Source organism: Streptomyces niveiscabiei (assembly GCF_033794345.1).
In the GTDB taxonomy this organism is placed as follows: Bacteria; Actinomycetota; Actinomycetes; order Streptomycetales; family Streptomycetaceae; genus Streptomyces; species Streptomyces niveiscabiei.
In genome coordinates this window covers 300,576-314,803 of sequence record NZ_JARAYJ010000001.1, presented here as the reverse complement: position 1 = coordinate 314,803, position 14,228 = coordinate 300,576, and the positions used below count along the sequence as shown (strand labels likewise).

Genomic DNA, 14,228 nt, shown 5'->3' with positions numbered 1-14,228 from the left:
CTCCTTACGTGTTTAGCGGCCCAGGACCAGGGCCGAGGTGAATCCCCCGTGGCCGCGCGCCAGCACCAGCGCGTGCCGCAGGGGGAGCTGCCGGGGGCCGTCGGTGACCAGGTCGATCCCCAGGCCGGGGGCCGGGCGCCGGGTCCCGGCGGTCGGGGGGACCACGCCGTCGCGCAGGGCGAGCAGCGCCGTCGCCACGTCCAGCGGGGCCCCGCCGCCGTACAGCCGCCCGGTGAGGGTCTTCGGCGCGGTCACCGGTACGCCCGACGCGCCGAACAGGGACGCCAGGGCCTCCGCCTCGGCGCGGTCGTCCTCCGGGACCCCGGCGGCGTCCGCGAACACCACGTCGACGTCGGCCGGGGTCAGCCGGGCGTCGTCCAGGGCCTGCCGGATCACCCGGCGCAGCACCCGGGGCCTGCCCGTCTCCGGCGGCGGGTCGAAGCCGGCGGCGTGGCCGAGGACCCGGCCGTAGCCGGGGCCCGCCCCGCGCGCGCCGGCCGACTCCGCGCTCTCCAGCACCAGGATCGCGCCGCCCTCGCCGGGGACGTAGCCACGGGCCTCGGCGTCGAAGGGGGCGTACGCGGTCGCCGGGTCCTGCGAGGTGGAGAGCTTGCCGGTGGACAGCTGGGCCGTCAGGCCGTACGGGCACAGGGACGCGTCCGTGCCGCCGGTCAGCACCAGCCGCGCGCCCTTGCCGGTCAGCCGCTTCGCCTGCGCGACCGCGTCGAGGCCGCCCGCCTGCTCGCAGGCCAGCACCCCGCAGGGGCCGCGCATCTGGTGCCGGATGGAGAGCTGGCCCGTCGTCGCCGCGTAGAACCACGCGATCGACTGGTAGGCGCCCACCCACGACGGCTCGTGCTGGTACAGCGCCGTCATCTCCCGCTGCCCGAACTCCGTCCCGCCCGACGAGGACGAGGTGACGACGGCCATCTCGAACTCGGGCAGCGCCGCCAGATCGACCTCGGCGTCCGCGAGCGCCTCCTCGGCGGCGGCGAGCGCGAGGTGCGTCCAGTGGTCGGTCTGAGAGATGAGCCGCCGGGGCCGTACGGCGCTCTCCGCGTCGAACCCCGGCACCTCACCGGCCAGCCGTACCGGGTACCCGGCCGCGTCGAACCGCTCGATCCGCCCGATCGCCGACTTCCCGGCGAGCACGGCGGCCCAGTGCGCCTCGACGCCGATACCGGTGGGGGCGGTGACGCCGAGGCCGGTGATGACCGGCGCCCCCCTCATGCCCCGCCCCTTCCCGCCGCCGCTGCCGCTGTGCCCGGGCGGGCCAGCAGCATCGCCGTCTGGAAGCCGCCGAAGCCGCTGCCGACGCTCAGGACCACGTCCAGGGGGTGGTCGCGGGCCGTGAGCGGGACGTAGTCCAGGTCGCACTGGGGGTCCGAGTGGTGCAGGTTCGCCGTGGGCGGGACCACCTGGCGCTGGAGGGCCAGCGCGCAGGCCGCGACCTCGATCGAGCCGATCGCGCCCAGCGAGTGGCCCACCATCGACTTGATGGAGCTGACCGGGATGTCGTAGGCGTGCGCGCCCAGGCTGCGCTTGAAGGCGGCCGTCTCGTGGCGGTCGTTCTGTTTCGTGCCCGAGCCGTGGGCGTTGATGTAGTCGACCGCCGTCGGGTCGAGTTTCGCCTGGTCCAGGGAGACGCGGATCGCCTCGGCCATCTCGCGGCCGTCCGGTTTGAGGCCGGTCATGTGGTAGCCGTTGCTGCGGCCCGCGAAGCCGACGATCTCGCCGTAGATCCGGGCCCCCCGCGCCTCGGCGGCCTCCCGCTCCTCCAGGACCAGGACCGCCGAGCCCTCCGCGAGGACGAACCCGTCGCGGTCCCGGTCGAAGGGGCGCGAGGCGTGCGCCGGGTCGCTGTTGTTCGGGGTGGTCGCCTTGATCGCGTCGAAGCACGCCGAGGTGATCGGCGAGAGGGGGGCGTCGGTGGCGCCCGCGATGGCGACGTCCGCCGAGCCCTCCTCGATCAGCTGCGCGGCGTGCGCGATGGAGTCCAGGCCCGAGGTGCAGCCCGTCGAGATCAGCGCGACCGGCCCCTCGGCGCCCACCTCCCAGGCGACCTCGGCGGCCAGGGTGCTCGGCACCATGTAGCCGTACAGGTGGGGGACGCCGTACTCGTGGTCGACGAGCCACTTGCGGCCCCGGTCGCTGAGCACGACGTACTCCTCCTCCAGGCCCATCGTGCAGCCGACCGCGCTGCCGATGCTCACCGTCAGGCGCTCCGGCGCCAGCGCCGCGAGGTCGATGCCGCTGTCCGCGACGGCCTCCCGCGCGGAGACCACCGCGAACTGCGCGGCCCGGTCCATGCGGCGGATCTGCTGGGCGCCGAGCCCCGCCGCGGCCGGGTCGAAGTCGACCTCGGCGGCGACCTGGGAGCGGAAGGGTGCCGGGTCGAAGAGGCTGATCCTGCGGGTCGCGGTACGGCCCTCGGAGAGCAGCTCCCAGAACGCCTCGCGGCCCACCCCGCCGGGGACGACCGCGCCGACGCCCGTGATGACGGCCCGTCGGCTCACGGCGTACCGCCCACGGACGGGTTCGCCTGCTCGGGATGCTGGGCCGGCTCGGTGTCCACGTGGCCCAGCTCCGGGCGCGGGGCCAGCGGGGAGAGGTGGAAGGCGCACTTCGCGGTCGTGTCGCCGGTGTTCACCAGGCGGTGGCGCACCCCGATCGGAACGAGCAGCGAGTCGCCGGGGGCGAGGTCGATCTGCTCGCCGTCCATCGCCATCCGCAGCTCGCCCTCGATGACGTGGAGGAACTCCTCCGAGTACGGGTGGTAGTGCTCGGTGACGTGGTCGCCGGGGGCCAGCGTCATCGTGCCGCCGAAGCCGGACGTGCAGCCGACCGTCTTCGGGCTGAGGGTGACCCGGATGTCGCCGCCCCGGCGGGTGTTGGGCACGGCCTCGTCGACGGAGACCTTCACGGTGCGGGTGATGGACGTGGTCACTGGATCCGCCCCCCGTCCTTCGTCCAGACGTAGAAGGGCTCGGCCATCGCGTCCTTCGGTTCCTTCCAGTCCGGGTCGTACGGCTCCACGCACTGCGCGAGCCGCGTGTTGATGTCGTCGTAGAGGGGGTGGCTGCGGGCCCGGTAGAGGTTGGGGGAGATGTCCTCGTCGGCCTCGACGAGGTGGAAGTACAGCCCGTGGAAACGGAACAGGGTGCGCCGGGAGACGCCGATCATGCCCGGCAGGTCCGTGGCGTCGGAGTCGGCGAAGATCCCGGCGATGTCGTCGGTGTTTCCCGGCTTGTCCGGCTTCAGTCGGGCGACGATCAGAGTGCGGTGCACGGCGTACCTCCAGGGAAACGGCGTCCGGCATCAGGTCGGTCCGGACCGTCGCACCGGGGTCTGGAGAGCGGCTCGAAACACCGTCCATTCCGGGGGTGCAGGGCGCTTCGAGCGGGGCGCGAGGCGGCTCGGGTGCGGTGGGGGCCCGACCGAAGGAGGCGTCCCATGCCGTTCGCGGCGATCACCTACGACATCAAGCCCGGCTGCGAGAAGGAACTCACCGAGATCTTCGGCAACTTCAGGCGGGTACGCGGCAGCAGCGTCACCGACACCGAGGGCCGCGAGGCCGGCACGATCCTGGCGACGGCCGTCTTCCTGCGCGACGACACCCTCGTGCGGGTCATCGAGTACACCGGCGACCTCGACGCGGTGGCCCGGCACATGGCCTCGCAGCCCGGCGTCCGGGAGGTCGAGCGCAAGCTGAAGCCCTACCTGACCCGGCCCCGGGACACGGACACGCCGGAGGGGTTCGTGGCGACGTTCCGGCGCAGCCTGCTGACGACGGTCGCGGAGATCTCCGTACGCGACGCGTGAAGGCGAAGAACGCCGTGCGCTCTGTCCCGCCGACCGGGACAGGGCGCACGGCGTTCGTCTACAGGGCGGTCACCGCCGTCGCCGTGACGGCGAGGGCCAGGACCGCGAGGGCGGTGCGCAGGAGGTGCCAGCGGCGCCACAGGGGGCGCGGGTCCTGCCAGTCCGCGGGGAGGTCGGCCGGGTCGGCGACGGCCTTGACCCGGCGGTTGATGGGGACGTTGCACAGGTGGGAGACGGCCGAGACGCCCAGCAGCAGGACGACGGCCACGGTGAACAGGGCGCTGGCCGCGCCGGACGCCAGCACCGCCAGGGCCCCGTTCGCCAGCGCGCTGCCCAGCACGATCACCGGCATCGTGGGATCCCAGTTCCGGCCCAGGAGACGGTGGGCGTACACGTACGTCCCCGTCTCCATCGCGAACAGCGCGGGGACGACGCTCAGCGCGACGGCGAACAGCACGCCCGCCGTGATCCCGCCGCCGAGCAGCGCGACGACGCCGAGCAGGCCCGTCATGACGCCGGGGACGCCGCGGGGTGGGTGTCGATGGTCAGCTGGGACACCGTCCGCATGGTCGCGTCGCGGAAGTACGCCGCGAACCCCTGGTCGGACGCCGTCTCGCGCTGCTCGGCGAGGTACGGCGCGAGCTTCTCCTCCAGGACGTGCACCCCCTTCTGCGCGGCCATGTGCCGGGCGACGGCGGAGAAGTCGCCCTCGTAGTGGATGACCCGGACCAGGACGTCGTCCTTGAGGAACACGGCCGTCCCCAGCAGCCGCCCGGCCGCCTTCCGCTCGGCGTCCGTGAAGTCCGGGGTGTCGACCCGCTGGAACCCGGCGAAGATCGCGGCGATCTCCTCGTCGTGCCCGGGTTTCACCCGGTAGGTGATGGCTGCGTACGGCATCAGATACCTCCGTCTACGTCGAGAGTGACGCCGGTGACGTACGAGGCGGACGCCCCGGCGAGATAGAGGACCGCACCGGCGACGTCCTCGGGACGTCCCAGGCGGCCGAGCGCGGTCATCGAGGCGAGCCGGCCGGCCAGCGCGGGCGGCAGACCCGCGCCGGGTTCGGTCTCCGTGACGCCCGGGGCGACCGTGTTGACGCGCACGCCCCGGCCGCCGAGCTCCTTCGCCAGCGCCCTGGTGAAACCGACCAGGGCCGCCTTCGAGGCGCTGTAGTGCACGCCGAGCGGCCGGCCGCGCAGCGCCACGGACGCGCCGACGTTGACCACCGACGCGCCGTCCGGCAGCAGACCGGCCAGGGCGTGGGTGACGAGGTACGCGGAGGTCGCGTTGTGGTTCATCACGCGGTGCCACTCGTCCTCGGCGAGGTCCTCGAACTTGGCGTGGCCGTCCACGCCGACGTTGTTGACGAGGACGTCGACGCCGCCGAACCGTTCGCGGACGGTGTCCGCGAGCCGCCGGGCGCCCTCGCCGGTGGTCAGGTCGGCCCGCACGAAGGTGTGCTCGGCCTTCATGCCGGTCAGCTCAGCGTCGAGCGTGCGCACCGGCTCCCCGTCGGTGCGGTGGACGACGACCAGGCGGGCGCCGGCCGCCGCGAAGGCCAGGGTGACGGCGCGGCCGATGCCACGGGTGCCGCCCGTGACCACGACCCGGGTGCCGGCGAAGCCGGTCACCGGACCGCTCCGGCGCCGGGCGCCTCCTTGATCATGTTCAGCAGCAGGCGGGGCGTCTCCGCCTCCATCACGGCGTCGTCCGACAGCACGATGCCGTGCCGGCGGGTGATCAGGCCGGTCACCTGGAGCAGGGCCAGCGAGTCGTAGCCGAAGTCCAGGAACGGCGTGTCCAGGGCCTCCTCGCTGTCGAGGCTCGTGCCCTCCTCGGGCGCTCCCACGCATTCGAGCAGCAGCTCGCTCAGCTCGGCCAGGGTGATCTCGCTCATCGGCGTACTTCCTTCCACGAGTCGGTGGGTTCGGGGATTCTTCGGGGACGGGGAAGATCCGGGTGGGGAGAGGCGGACCCGGCCGGTGTCAGCCGACCTTCGCGAGGCGGTCCGACGGCATGCCGACCTCCAGGTCGAGCAGCGACGAGCCGAGCACCGCGCGCTGGAGGTGCTCGATGCCGGGCGACGGGTCCAGGCCCAGGTTCTGGCCGAGGGCCGTGCGCAGCTGCCGGTACGTCGTCAGGGCGTCTCCCCGGCGCCCCGCCCGGTACAGGGCGACCATCAGCTGGCCGTGGATGCCCTCGTTCAGCGGATAGCGGGCGGCGAGCCCCGACAGCTCGCCGATCAGCTCATGGTGGCGGCCCAGCCTCAGGTCCGCCTCGATCCGCCCGTGCAGGACGCTCATCCGGGACTCCTCCAGGCGGGTCGCCTCCACGTCCAGGAGCGGACCGCGCTGGACGTCGACCAGGGCCCGGCCCTTCCACAGGGCGAGCGCCCGGCCCAGGTGCGCGGAGGCCGCCGACCAGTCGCCCTGCTCCAGGGCGCGGTGCCCGGCCGAGGCCAGCACCTCGAACTCCTGCATGTCGAACAGGCCGCCCTGGGTGTCGAGCAGATAGCCGCCGGGCTCGGTGATCAGGACGCTCTTCGCGCCGTTGGGCAGCCCCGCGCAGTCCTTGCCGAGGGCCGCCGAGATCAGGGTGCGCAGTTGCAGGATGTAGGTCTGGAGAGTGGTCTGCACGCTGCGCGGCGGAGCCTCCCCCCACACCTCCTCGACCAGCGAGGACACGGACACGAGTTGGTTGGCCTGGAGGGCCAGCAGGGCGAGTACTTTGCGGGGCTTGACGGCGGTCGGCGTCACCGACACACCTGACTGAGTCGCTTTGAACGGGCCGAGTACGCAGATGTCCATCCGCGGATCTCCTTCCACAACGAACACGTCAGCCGACGTGCGGCAGCGGCATCTCTGCGTGCAGCGCCGCACCGACGGCAAGGGGCAACTCACGGCCGCGGACGAAGAAGTGCGCGCCCGGCATCGTCCGGAAACGGAACCGGGACGTGGTGCACCGTTCCCACGCGCGGACCTCCGGTATCCCCACCATCCGGTCGTCCCGGCCCGCGAAGGCCCACAGGGGGCACGGCAGCGGCTCGGCGCGGACCGAGCGCAGGCCACGGGCCAGCCGCAGGTCCGCCCGCAGGGTGGGGAGCGTGGCCCGCAGCCACTCGGGGCGCCCGAGCAGCAGCTCGGGCACGCTGTCCTCGTCGGCCAGCAGGCCGACCAGTTGCTCGTCGGTCACCCCCGGCCGCGCAGCCGCCTCCAGCAGGCGGGACGGCAGGTGCGGGGCCGGGCAGGCGCCGACGAGGACGACCTCGGGAGGGCGGCGGCCCTCCGCGACGAGGTGCAGGGCGAGCCGGTGGGCCACCAGCGCGCCCAGGCTGTGGCCGTAGAAGGCGTACGGCACGTCGAGGAGCGGGCCGAGGTCCTTCGTCAGCTCCTCGATCAGCCGGTCCGCGTCCGTGAACGGGGGCTCCCTCAGGAGGGACTCCCGGCCCGGCAGCCGTACGGGCAGGACCGTGACGCCCGTCCCGATCCGCTGCCGCCAGCCCGCGAACGTCATGGCGCCGGCTCCCGCGTGGTGGAAGCACAGCAGCCTCCGCTCCGGGCCGTCGCCGCCCTCACCCGCTTTCGGCCGGGTCGCAAGATAACGCAGCACCTTCCGGATCCCCCTTCCGCACGATGCCTTCCGGCGAGACGACCCAGAGCCTCACGGCGTCCTCTGGAAACGCGCTCAACGGGTGGTGGAGCGGGGGTCGGGGAGCGGGCCACACCCGCTGGCCGGGCGCTGAAACTCCCAGCTCAACCATGTTTCGGTCACCGGTACACGATGACTGGACGATCACCAGCGCACCGATGCGGACGGTCGCACGTTCGCTGTCGCGATTCGCTCGGGCGCGCGCGGGGCGCATTCAGGGGGCGCGAAAGGCCGGGGCGGGGCCGTCCTCCGCGGCTTCGCCGCCGCCGCGGCCCCGCCGGGCGCCTCCCGCCGGCCCGTTCCCGCGCGGCCGTGGGGCGGGAGCGTTCAGGGGGTTGTCCGGGGTGGGGCGGGGTGGTTTCGTGGAGTGGGGTCACGGGGGTACGGGGGGTCGAAGAGGTCCCCGGGAGGTATCCCGGGGAGCCAGAACCAGCCGTACAGCGCCAGCGCGTGCCAGACGGGGGCCAGCAGGCGCCGGGCCCTGCCCGGGGCGGGGGAGACGGGTGCGGGCATGGGGCTTCCCTCCTGGTGGGGTGCGGAGGGAGCAGCGTGGGGACGCCGGCTCGACGGGGTCTTGAAAGGGGCTCGGGAGCCGGGCGCAGGCCGATTGTGGCGGGAGCTCTAGCCGGGCTCTAGCGTTTCTTGCTCAGGTGTCATCCGCAGGCCGCGCAGCGCACGCCGCGGCGAGCCCTCCGACGACCCCCTCAGGCCCCGAAAGGACGGTGCGCTGTGGCGCGGGACGCGGCGAACGGGGAGACCCCGGCACCCCGTCCGGCCGGACCCGGGTGCGATCCGGGCCGGCTCGTCGCCGCGCTGCGGCGCTACGAGGTGAGCGGCGAGGGCACCCCCGAGAGCCTCGAACGGGAACTGGTGCGCAGCGCCCGGCACCAGGAGGGGCAGCAGGGGATGCGGGGGCAGGTGACGCTCCGTTCGCTCGACCGGCCCGGCAGCTTCCTGCACGTCAGCTGCTGGCGGTCGTTCGGGACACTGCTCGGGGCGATCCACGCGGGCGCGTCCTGCGCGGAACTCGACCGGCTGGGCAGACTCGCCGAGATCGAGCCAGGACAGGCGGTCGGGGTGGGCCTGCTGGGCACTGCGCTCACGGTCGCCGACCAGGCCCACGCGATCCTGATCGAGGCCCGCCTGGACGGCGAGGCGGCCCGCTTCGAACTCGACTTCGGCGCCCTCGCGGGCCCCTTCCTGCACGACACGGGCTTCGGCGGAGTCCTCCTCCTGCGCTCCACCACGGACCCCCGCGCCTACCTGGGCCTCCTGTGGTGGACCACCGCCGAGCGCTGCGACCAGGCCCTCAGCAGCCCCCACTTCGCCGCCCGCCGCCACCGCCTCCACTCCACCACCACCCGCCTCACCGTCGAACGGGCCCAGGCGACGGGCCCCCACCCGCCCGCGTGACCCGGATCCCGCCCACCCCGCCCGCGTGACGCGGATGCCGCTCCACCTCTCCCCGGGCGGCGCGCGACCGGGGTTCGAGGGGGGTGCCTCACAGTGGTCCGCATGTCCGAGATTCCGCTCCTCAAGGTGGTCCGGGGGCAGCCGGACGAGGGTGAGTTGGCTGCGGTGGTCGCCGCGTTGCTGGTGCTGATGCGAGAGGGCGGACCGGCGGCGGAAGCGGGGCCTCGGCGGGCCGAGTGGGGCAGCGAGCGGTTCCGTCACCGCGCCGCCGCCTTCTGGCCGGCCCAGCGAGCCACCTTCCCGTCGGCTCCCTGAGCCGTCGCTTCCGGGCGGCTCTGTGAATCGTCGCGCCCCTGCACGGGGGGACGCGCGCAAGCTAGGGGGACGTGTTGACCTGCCACCGGAACTTCACCGAACTCATGCTGGCCAGGACCGAGCAGGCGCCCGGAAGGGACGCGCTGGTCCTGCTGCCGGACAACGAGGAGAGAGGGCGCCCCAAGTCGATCTCGTACCGAAGCCTGGACGCCGCCGTACGACGCCTGGCCGGCTGGCTCCAGAGCCAGGACGCCGCCGGTGAACGCGTCCTGCTGCTGCACCACTCCCGCCGCCAGTTCGCGGTCAGCTTCCTCGCCTGCCTGTACGCGGGAGCGATCGCCGTACCCTGCCCGCCCGGCGGCGGCCACGCGCACCACGAGGAACGCATCGCGGGCATCGTCAAGGACACCGCGCCCCGCGTGACGCTCACGGACGCGGCACTGGCCCCGGAGGTCTCCCGCCTGCTGGCCCGCTGCGGGTACGGCAACATGCCCTGCCTGCCCGCCGACGCCGTACCGACCGCCCCGCCCTGGACGCCGCGGCCCACGGCCCCGGACACGGTCGCCTACCTCCAGTACACGTCCGGCTCCACGGGCCAGCCGCACGGCGTGGTGATCACCCACGAGAACCTCCTCGCCAACCAGCAGGCGATCCAGCAAGCGCTGGACACCCGGCCCGGCGACCGGATCGGCGGCTGGCTGCCGCTCCACCACGACATGGGCCTGGTCGGCCAGCTGCTGCACCCGCTGTGGCTCGGCGGCACCTCGGTGATGCTCCCGGCGGAGACCTTCGTACGGCACCCGGTGCGCTGGCTTGAGGCCATCGGCCGGCACCGGATCGCCGTCAGCGGCGCCCCGGACTTCGCCTACGACCTGTGCCTGCGCCGCGTCACGGACGACCAGCTCACGGGTCTCGACCTGTCCGGCTGGCGCACGGCCGTGTCCGGCGGCGAACCCGTCCGCCCGGAGACCCTCCGCGACTTCGCCGACCGCTTCACCCGGGCCGGCTTCGACAAGGCGGCCTTCGCCGCCTGCTACGGCCTCGCCGAGGCCACCCTCCTCGTCTCCGGCACCGGCGGCACCCTCCCGCGCCGCGAACGCGCCGTCGACGCCGAGGCCCTGGAACGGCACCTGTGGCGCGCGCCCGAACCGGGGCGTCCGGCCCGCAACCTGCTGTCCTGCGGCCCGGCCGTCGGCTGCGAGACCAGGATCGTCGACCCGGAGACCCGCGCCCCCGTCCCGGACGGCCGCATCGGCGAGATCTGGGTACGCGGCCCCGGCGTCGCCCGCGGCTACTGGCGCGACCTCGGCGAGACGGCCCGCGTCTTCGGCGCGGCCGCCGCCGACGGCGAGGGCGGCTTCCTGCGCACCGGCGACCTCGGCACCCTCGACGACGGCCACCTCTACGTCACCGGCCGCCTCAAGGACGTCATCGTCGTCGCCGGCCGCAACCTCTACCCGCAGGACGTCGAGCGCACCGTCCAGCACGTCAACGCGCTCTTCGGCCCCGGCACCGCCTTCGCCGTCCCCGGCGAGCGCGAACGCGTCGTCGTCGTCCAGGAGTTGCGCGCCCGCAGCGGCTACGATCTCGACCTCGCCGCGCTCGCCGGCCAGGTGGAGCGCTGCCTCACCGAGGAGTTCGACGTACGCGTCGGCGGCGTCCTGCTGGTGCGCCCCGGCACCGTACGCCGTACCACCAGCGGGAAAGTGGAGCGGTCCGCGATGCGCGAGCTCTTCCTGCGCGGCCGGATCCGCCCGCTGCACCAGCGGCTCGACACCGATCTGGTCGTGGGGCCGGCCGCACTGACCGGATGAACCAGGGCGACGGAGGGGGCTGGTGTGATCCACGTACTGAGCGGCGAGCGGCACGAACGGGAGTTCCTCGGCTGGCTGACGGACCGGGTCTCGGACTACGCGCGCCGCGAGGTCGGCCGCGACGCCCTGCTGGTGGAGTGCGGGCTCGACTCGGTGGCCCTGCTGAGCCTGTACGGCGACATCGAGGCGGAGTTCGGCTCCCTGATCGGCCCGGAGGACATGTGGATGTACCCGACGGTCCGGGAACTGGCCCGCCACCTCGCCGTCCGCAGAGCACGCGGGACGCGCGGGGACCACGGGCCGCGCTCCGCCCGCCGGACGGTGCGCCCGGTGTTCGTGTTCAGCGGCCAGGGCAGCCAGCACCCCGGCATGGCCGAGGGCCTGTACCGCCACTCGACCCCGTACCGCTCCAGCCTGACCTGGGCCGACGAGATCCTCTGGCCCTACCTGGGCCGCTCGGTCACCGAGCTGATCCTCGGCCGCGACCCCGGCATCGACCGCACCGCCCTGTCCCAGCCGGCGCTGTTCGCCGTCGAGCACGCGCTCGCCCGGACCCTGCTGGACGCCGGGGTGCGCCCGGTCGCCGTCCTCGGGCACGGCGTCGGCGAGTTCGCGGCGGCGACGGTCGCCGAGGCCCTGACGCTGGGTCACGCGGCCCGGCTGGTCGCGCTGCGCGGCGCGTTCATGCAGCGCCTGACGGGCGGCGGCGGCATGCTCGCGACCTGCGCCGACCCCTACGAGGCCGCCGAGGTCGCCGCCTGGGAGCCCGGCGTGTCCATCGGCGCGGTCAACGCGGCCCGCGCGACCGTCCTCACCGGCGACCTGGCGGGCCTCGCCCGCGCCCGCGCCCGCCTCGCGGACGCCGGCATCTCCAGCCGCCTCCTGCCGGTCGGGCACGCCTTCCACTCGCCGCTCATGGCGGACGCCGTCCCCGGCTTCCAGGCCGCGGCCCGCCGCGCCCCCGGCACCCGCCCGCGCGTCCCGTTCTACTCGACGGTCTACGGCCGCCAGCTCGCCGAACCCCTCGGCGCCGCCTACTGGGCCCGCCAGATCACCTCACCCGTGCGCTTCGCGGAAGCCGTACGCCGGATGCTGGACCGGCACGCGCCCACGCACGTCGTCGAGGTCGGGCCCCGGGCGGTCCTCACACCGCTGCTGCGCAGGATCGGCGGCGCGGACGGGCCCCGGTGCCTCGCGGTGTGCCAGAGCCCGGAGAGCGACGCGGTGGATCTGGCGGGGGTGCTGTCGGCGCTGGACGCGGGACCGCTGGCGGAGGACGTATGAGACCGGCCCTCGGGAAGCCGGCGCCGCTCACGGAATCCAGTCGGCCTCCCGGGCGATGCGGATCGCGTCGATCCGGTTGCGCGCGTTCAGCTTCGCCACGATCGCCGTCAGATAGTTCCGGACCGTCCCCTTGGTCAGGTACAGGGCCTCGGCGATCTCCCCGGTGTCCGCTCCCCGCGCGGCGAGCCGCAGCACCTCCGCCTCGCGCGGCGACAGCGGCGACTCCACCGCCTCCCAGGCGGACAGCGCGAGCCCCGGGTCCACGACCCGCTTGCCCGCGGCCACCGCCCGCACCGAGTGGGCCAGCCGGTAGGGCGGCGCGTCCTTCAGGAGGAACCCGCAGACGTGCGCGGTCAGCGCCCGGCGCACCATGCCGGGCCGGCCGAGGCTGGTGAGGATCAGCACCCGGCACGTCGGCAGCCGCTCGTACAGCTCGGCGGCGGCGGTGATCCCGTCCGTGCCGGGCAGGTCGATGTCGACGACGGCCACGTCCGGGCGGGTGCGCAGAGCGGTCTCCACGATCAGGTCGCCGCGGTCCACGGAGGCGACGACCTGGAGATCGGGCTCCAGTTCCAGCAGGGCGACCAGCGCTCCCCGGACCATGTGGACGTCCTCGGCGAGCAGGATCTTCACCGACAGCATTGACTCCCCCTGATCAAGCGTGTCCGCGTGAGCGGTGACGGCTACGCGCTCTCCCGCACGGCAGTGGTCGCTGCCATGGGGGTGACCGGTCGGACGGGTACTTTGGCCACGAGGCGGAACCGGCCGTCGTCGCGCACCATGGCCGTCAGCCGGCCGCCGACCTCGTCGACGCGGGTGCGGAGGTTGTCCAGGCCGCAGCCGCGCGGGCCGCCGGAGCGGCCCTTGGCGAGCACCCCGTCGTTCACCAGGACGAGCCGTACGGTCTCCCCGTCGCGGACCGCCCTGATGTCGCACGTACGGGCCGTGCTGTGCCGCAGGATGTTGGTGACGCCCTCGCGCAGCGTCGTCGCGAGGACCGTGTCCACCGCCGGGTGCAGCCGGCCGCAGGCGATGTCGACGGTGGTGCGGATGTCGGCCGCGGCCAAGACCTCCGCCGCCGACTCGGCCTCCGCCGCCAGCGACATCTCCCGGTAACCGCTGGCCACCAGCCGCGCGTCCGCGACGGCCTGCCGGGACACCGCGAGGACCGACTCCACCTCGTCCAGCGCCCGCCCCGGCTGCGCCGGCACCAGCCGGTGGATCAGCTCGCACTTCAGGGTGATCGCGGAGAGGCTGTAGCCCAGCAGGTCGTGCACGTCCCGGGAGATCCGGCGCCGCTCCTGGGCCACCGCCGTCCGGGCCAGCTCGGCGCGGGCCGTGTGCACCTCGCGCACCAGGTCCGTCAGCAGCGTCAGACCGTGCAGCACCAGGCCCGTGAGCACCGTGGTCAGCGGTGCGTAGACCTGGGCCCCCAGCGGCAGGCCGAGCAGTGCGGCGTACCCGCCGGTCCCGGCGGCCACCAGCGCGAACAGGGCCCACGCCAGGGGGCGGGGCAGCAGGAGCAGCAGCGAGGCGCCCAGGACCCCGGCGGCGGGGGCCCAGGAGACGCCGAACCACAGGAACGGCACGAAGGCCAGGGCGGCCTGGACGGCGAGCGTCAGCACCCTGTGGTGGAGGGGCCGGTGGCGGGCACGGGGCGACAGGAGCAGGAGCTGCACGCAGAACAGGGCCGTCACACAGGCCACGCACAGGACGAGTCGCGCCGGACCGGGGTCGTCCCACAGGACGTTGAGCACGAGGACCGCCGAGTAGCCGCACATCACGGCGACGGCGATCATCCGCGACACCCGCGTCGGCGGGACGTCCCCGCCCGGACCGCGCCACCTGGTTCCGGTTAAGGCAGCCGACCCTCCCTGACCGGTACCGGGCCCCCCACGGCCGTCGCCGTGCGGGCCGCCGGTATCCGTACGG

Annotated in this window: 18 protein-coding genes; 5 read left to right on the top strand and 13 right to left on the bottom strand. The window is 74.1% G+C overall.

Translation table 11 applies throughout. The features are described from left to right. Nucleotides 1-12: 12 nt before the first annotated feature. From PV682_RS01355 to PV682_RS01340, 4 genes are read right to left on the bottom strand one after another with little or no spacing between them, the layout of a single operon-like run. Complete coding sequence (locus tag PV682_RS01355) at nt 13-1,230, bottom strand: ketosynthase chain-length factor (protein ID WP_319723065.1); 1,218 nt, start codon at nt 1,228-1,230, stop codon at nt 13-15. Next, nucleotides 1,227-2,516: a beta-ketoacyl-[acyl-carrier-protein] synthase family protein gene (locus PV682_RS01350; RefSeq protein WP_319723063.1), complete on the bottom strand. Its 1,290-nt coding sequence runs from the start codon at nt 2,514-2,516 to the stop codon at nt 1,227-1,229. Before PV682_RS01350 ends, PV682_RS01355 begins: the two co-directional genes overlap by 4 nt. Next, nucleotides 2,513-2,947, bottom strand: coding sequence for a cupin domain-containing protein (locus PV682_RS01345; protein WP_319723060.1), 435 nt, complete (start codon nt 2,945-2,947; stop codon nt 2,513-2,515). The genes PV682_RS01350 and PV682_RS01345 overlap by 4 nt, the downstream gene beginning before the upstream one ends. Then, nucleotides 2,944-3,288, bottom strand: coding sequence for a TcmI family type II polyketide cyclase (locus PV682_RS01340; protein ID WP_055720670.1), 345 nt, complete (start codon nt 3,286-3,288; stop codon nt 2,944-2,946). Before PV682_RS01340 ends, PV682_RS01345 begins: the two co-directional genes overlap by 4 nt. A 165-nt stretch (nt 3,289-3,453) precedes the next feature. Between PV682_RS01340 and PV682_RS01335 the strand changes: the two genes are divergently transcribed. Beyond that, a complete protein-coding gene (locus tag PV682_RS01335; RefSeq protein ID WP_319723057.1) occupies nt 3,454-3,822 on the top strand; it encodes a SchA/CurD-like domain-containing protein in 369 nt (122 codons plus the stop codon). Nucleotides 3,823-3,880: 58 nt separating this feature from the next. Here PV682_RS01335 and PV682_RS01330 read toward each other — a convergent pair whose 3' ends face one another. From PV682_RS01330 to PV682_RS01300, 7 genes are all read right to left on the bottom strand, one after another. After that, entirely contained in the window at nt 3,881-4,333 is a 453-nt protein-coding gene (locus PV682_RS01330; protein WP_319723056.1) for an anthrone oxygenase family protein, read from the bottom strand. After that, nucleotides 4,330-4,719, bottom strand: coding sequence for a SchA/CurD-like domain-containing protein (locus PV682_RS01325; protein WP_319723054.1), 390 nt, complete (start codon nt 4,717-4,719; stop codon nt 4,330-4,332). Before PV682_RS01325 ends, PV682_RS01330 begins: the two co-directional genes overlap by 4 nt. Next, entirely contained in the window at nt 4,719-5,453 is a 735-nt protein-coding gene (locus tag PV682_RS01320; RefSeq protein ID WP_319723052.1) for an SDR family NAD(P)-dependent oxidoreductase, read from the bottom strand. The genes PV682_RS01325 and PV682_RS01320 overlap by 1 nt, the downstream gene beginning before the upstream one ends. After that, complete coding sequence (locus tag PV682_RS01315; RefSeq protein ID WP_055720675.1) at nt 5,450-5,719, bottom strand: acyl carrier protein; 270 nt, start codon at nt 5,717-5,719, stop codon at nt 5,450-5,452. The genes PV682_RS01320 and PV682_RS01315 overlap by 4 nt, the downstream gene beginning before the upstream one ends. An 88-nt stretch (nt 5,720-5,807) precedes the next feature. Continuing rightward, nucleotides 5,808-6,629 (bottom strand): AfsR/SARP family transcriptional regulator, encoded by an 822-nt coding sequence (locus PV682_RS01310; protein ID WP_055720676.1) that lies wholly within the window; start codon nt 6,627-6,629, stop codon nt 5,808-5,810. Between the two features lie 28 nt (nt 6,630-6,657). Continuing rightward, entirely contained in the window at nt 6,658-7,431 is a 774-nt protein-coding gene (locus PV682_RS01305; RefSeq protein ID WP_319723045.1) for a thioesterase II family protein, read from the bottom strand. Between the two features lie 366 nt (nt 7,432-7,797). Then, nucleotides 7,798-7,983: a hypothetical protein gene (locus PV682_RS01300; protein ID WP_162650386.1), complete on the bottom strand. Its 186-nt coding sequence runs from the start codon at nt 7,981-7,983 to the stop codon at nt 7,798-7,800. Nucleotides 7,984-8,199: 216 nt separating this feature from the next. Here PV682_RS01300 and PV682_RS01295 point away from each other — a divergent pair, with 216 nt between their 5' ends. From PV682_RS01295 to PV682_RS01280, 4 genes are all read left to right on the top strand, one after another. Beyond that, the gene (locus PV682_RS01295; protein WP_109361107.1) at nt 8,200-8,883 is read left to right on the top strand and encodes an antibiotic biosynthesis monooxygenase; all 684 of its coding nucleotides are present in this window, start codon (nt 8,200-8,202) and stop codon (nt 8,881-8,883) included. A 102-nt stretch (nt 8,884-8,985) separates the two neighbouring features. Then, nucleotides 8,986-9,198 carry an acyl-CoA carboxylase epsilon subunit gene (locus tag PV682_RS01290; RefSeq protein ID WP_107104111.1) on the top strand — a complete coding sequence of 71 codons (213 nt, stop codon included), beginning with the start codon at nt 8,986-8,988 and terminating at the stop codon, nt 9,196-9,198. A gap of 74 nt (nt 9,199-9,272) precedes the next feature. Further along, a complete protein-coding gene (locus PV682_RS01285; protein WP_319723037.1) occupies nt 9,273-11,012 on the top strand; it encodes a fatty acyl-AMP ligase in 1,740 nt (579 codons plus the stop codon). Between the two features lie 24 nt (nt 11,013-11,036). Next, nucleotides 11,037-12,296 (top strand): acyltransferase domain-containing protein, encoded by a 1,260-nt coding sequence (locus PV682_RS01280; RefSeq protein WP_319723035.1) that lies wholly within the window; start codon nt 11,037-11,039, stop codon nt 12,294-12,296. Nucleotides 12,297-12,323: 27 nt separating this feature from the next. On the opposite strand, the gene PV682_RS01275 is transcribed toward PV682_RS01280, so the two are convergent. Both PV682_RS01275 and PV682_RS01270 read right to left on the bottom strand, forming a co-directional pair. Further along, on the bottom strand, nt 12,324-12,938 hold the full coding sequence (locus tag PV682_RS01275; RefSeq protein ID WP_055723864.1) for a response regulator transcription factor: 615 nt from the start codon (nt 12,936-12,938) through the stop codon (nt 12,324-12,326). A 41-nt stretch (nt 12,939-12,979) separates the two neighbouring features. After that, nucleotides 12,980-14,095 carry a sensor histidine kinase gene (locus tag PV682_RS01270; protein WP_319723031.1) on the bottom strand — a complete coding sequence of 372 codons (1,116 nt, stop codon included), beginning with the start codon at nt 14,093-14,095 and terminating at the stop codon, nt 12,980-12,982. Nucleotides 14,096-14,228 lie beyond the last annotated feature (133 nt).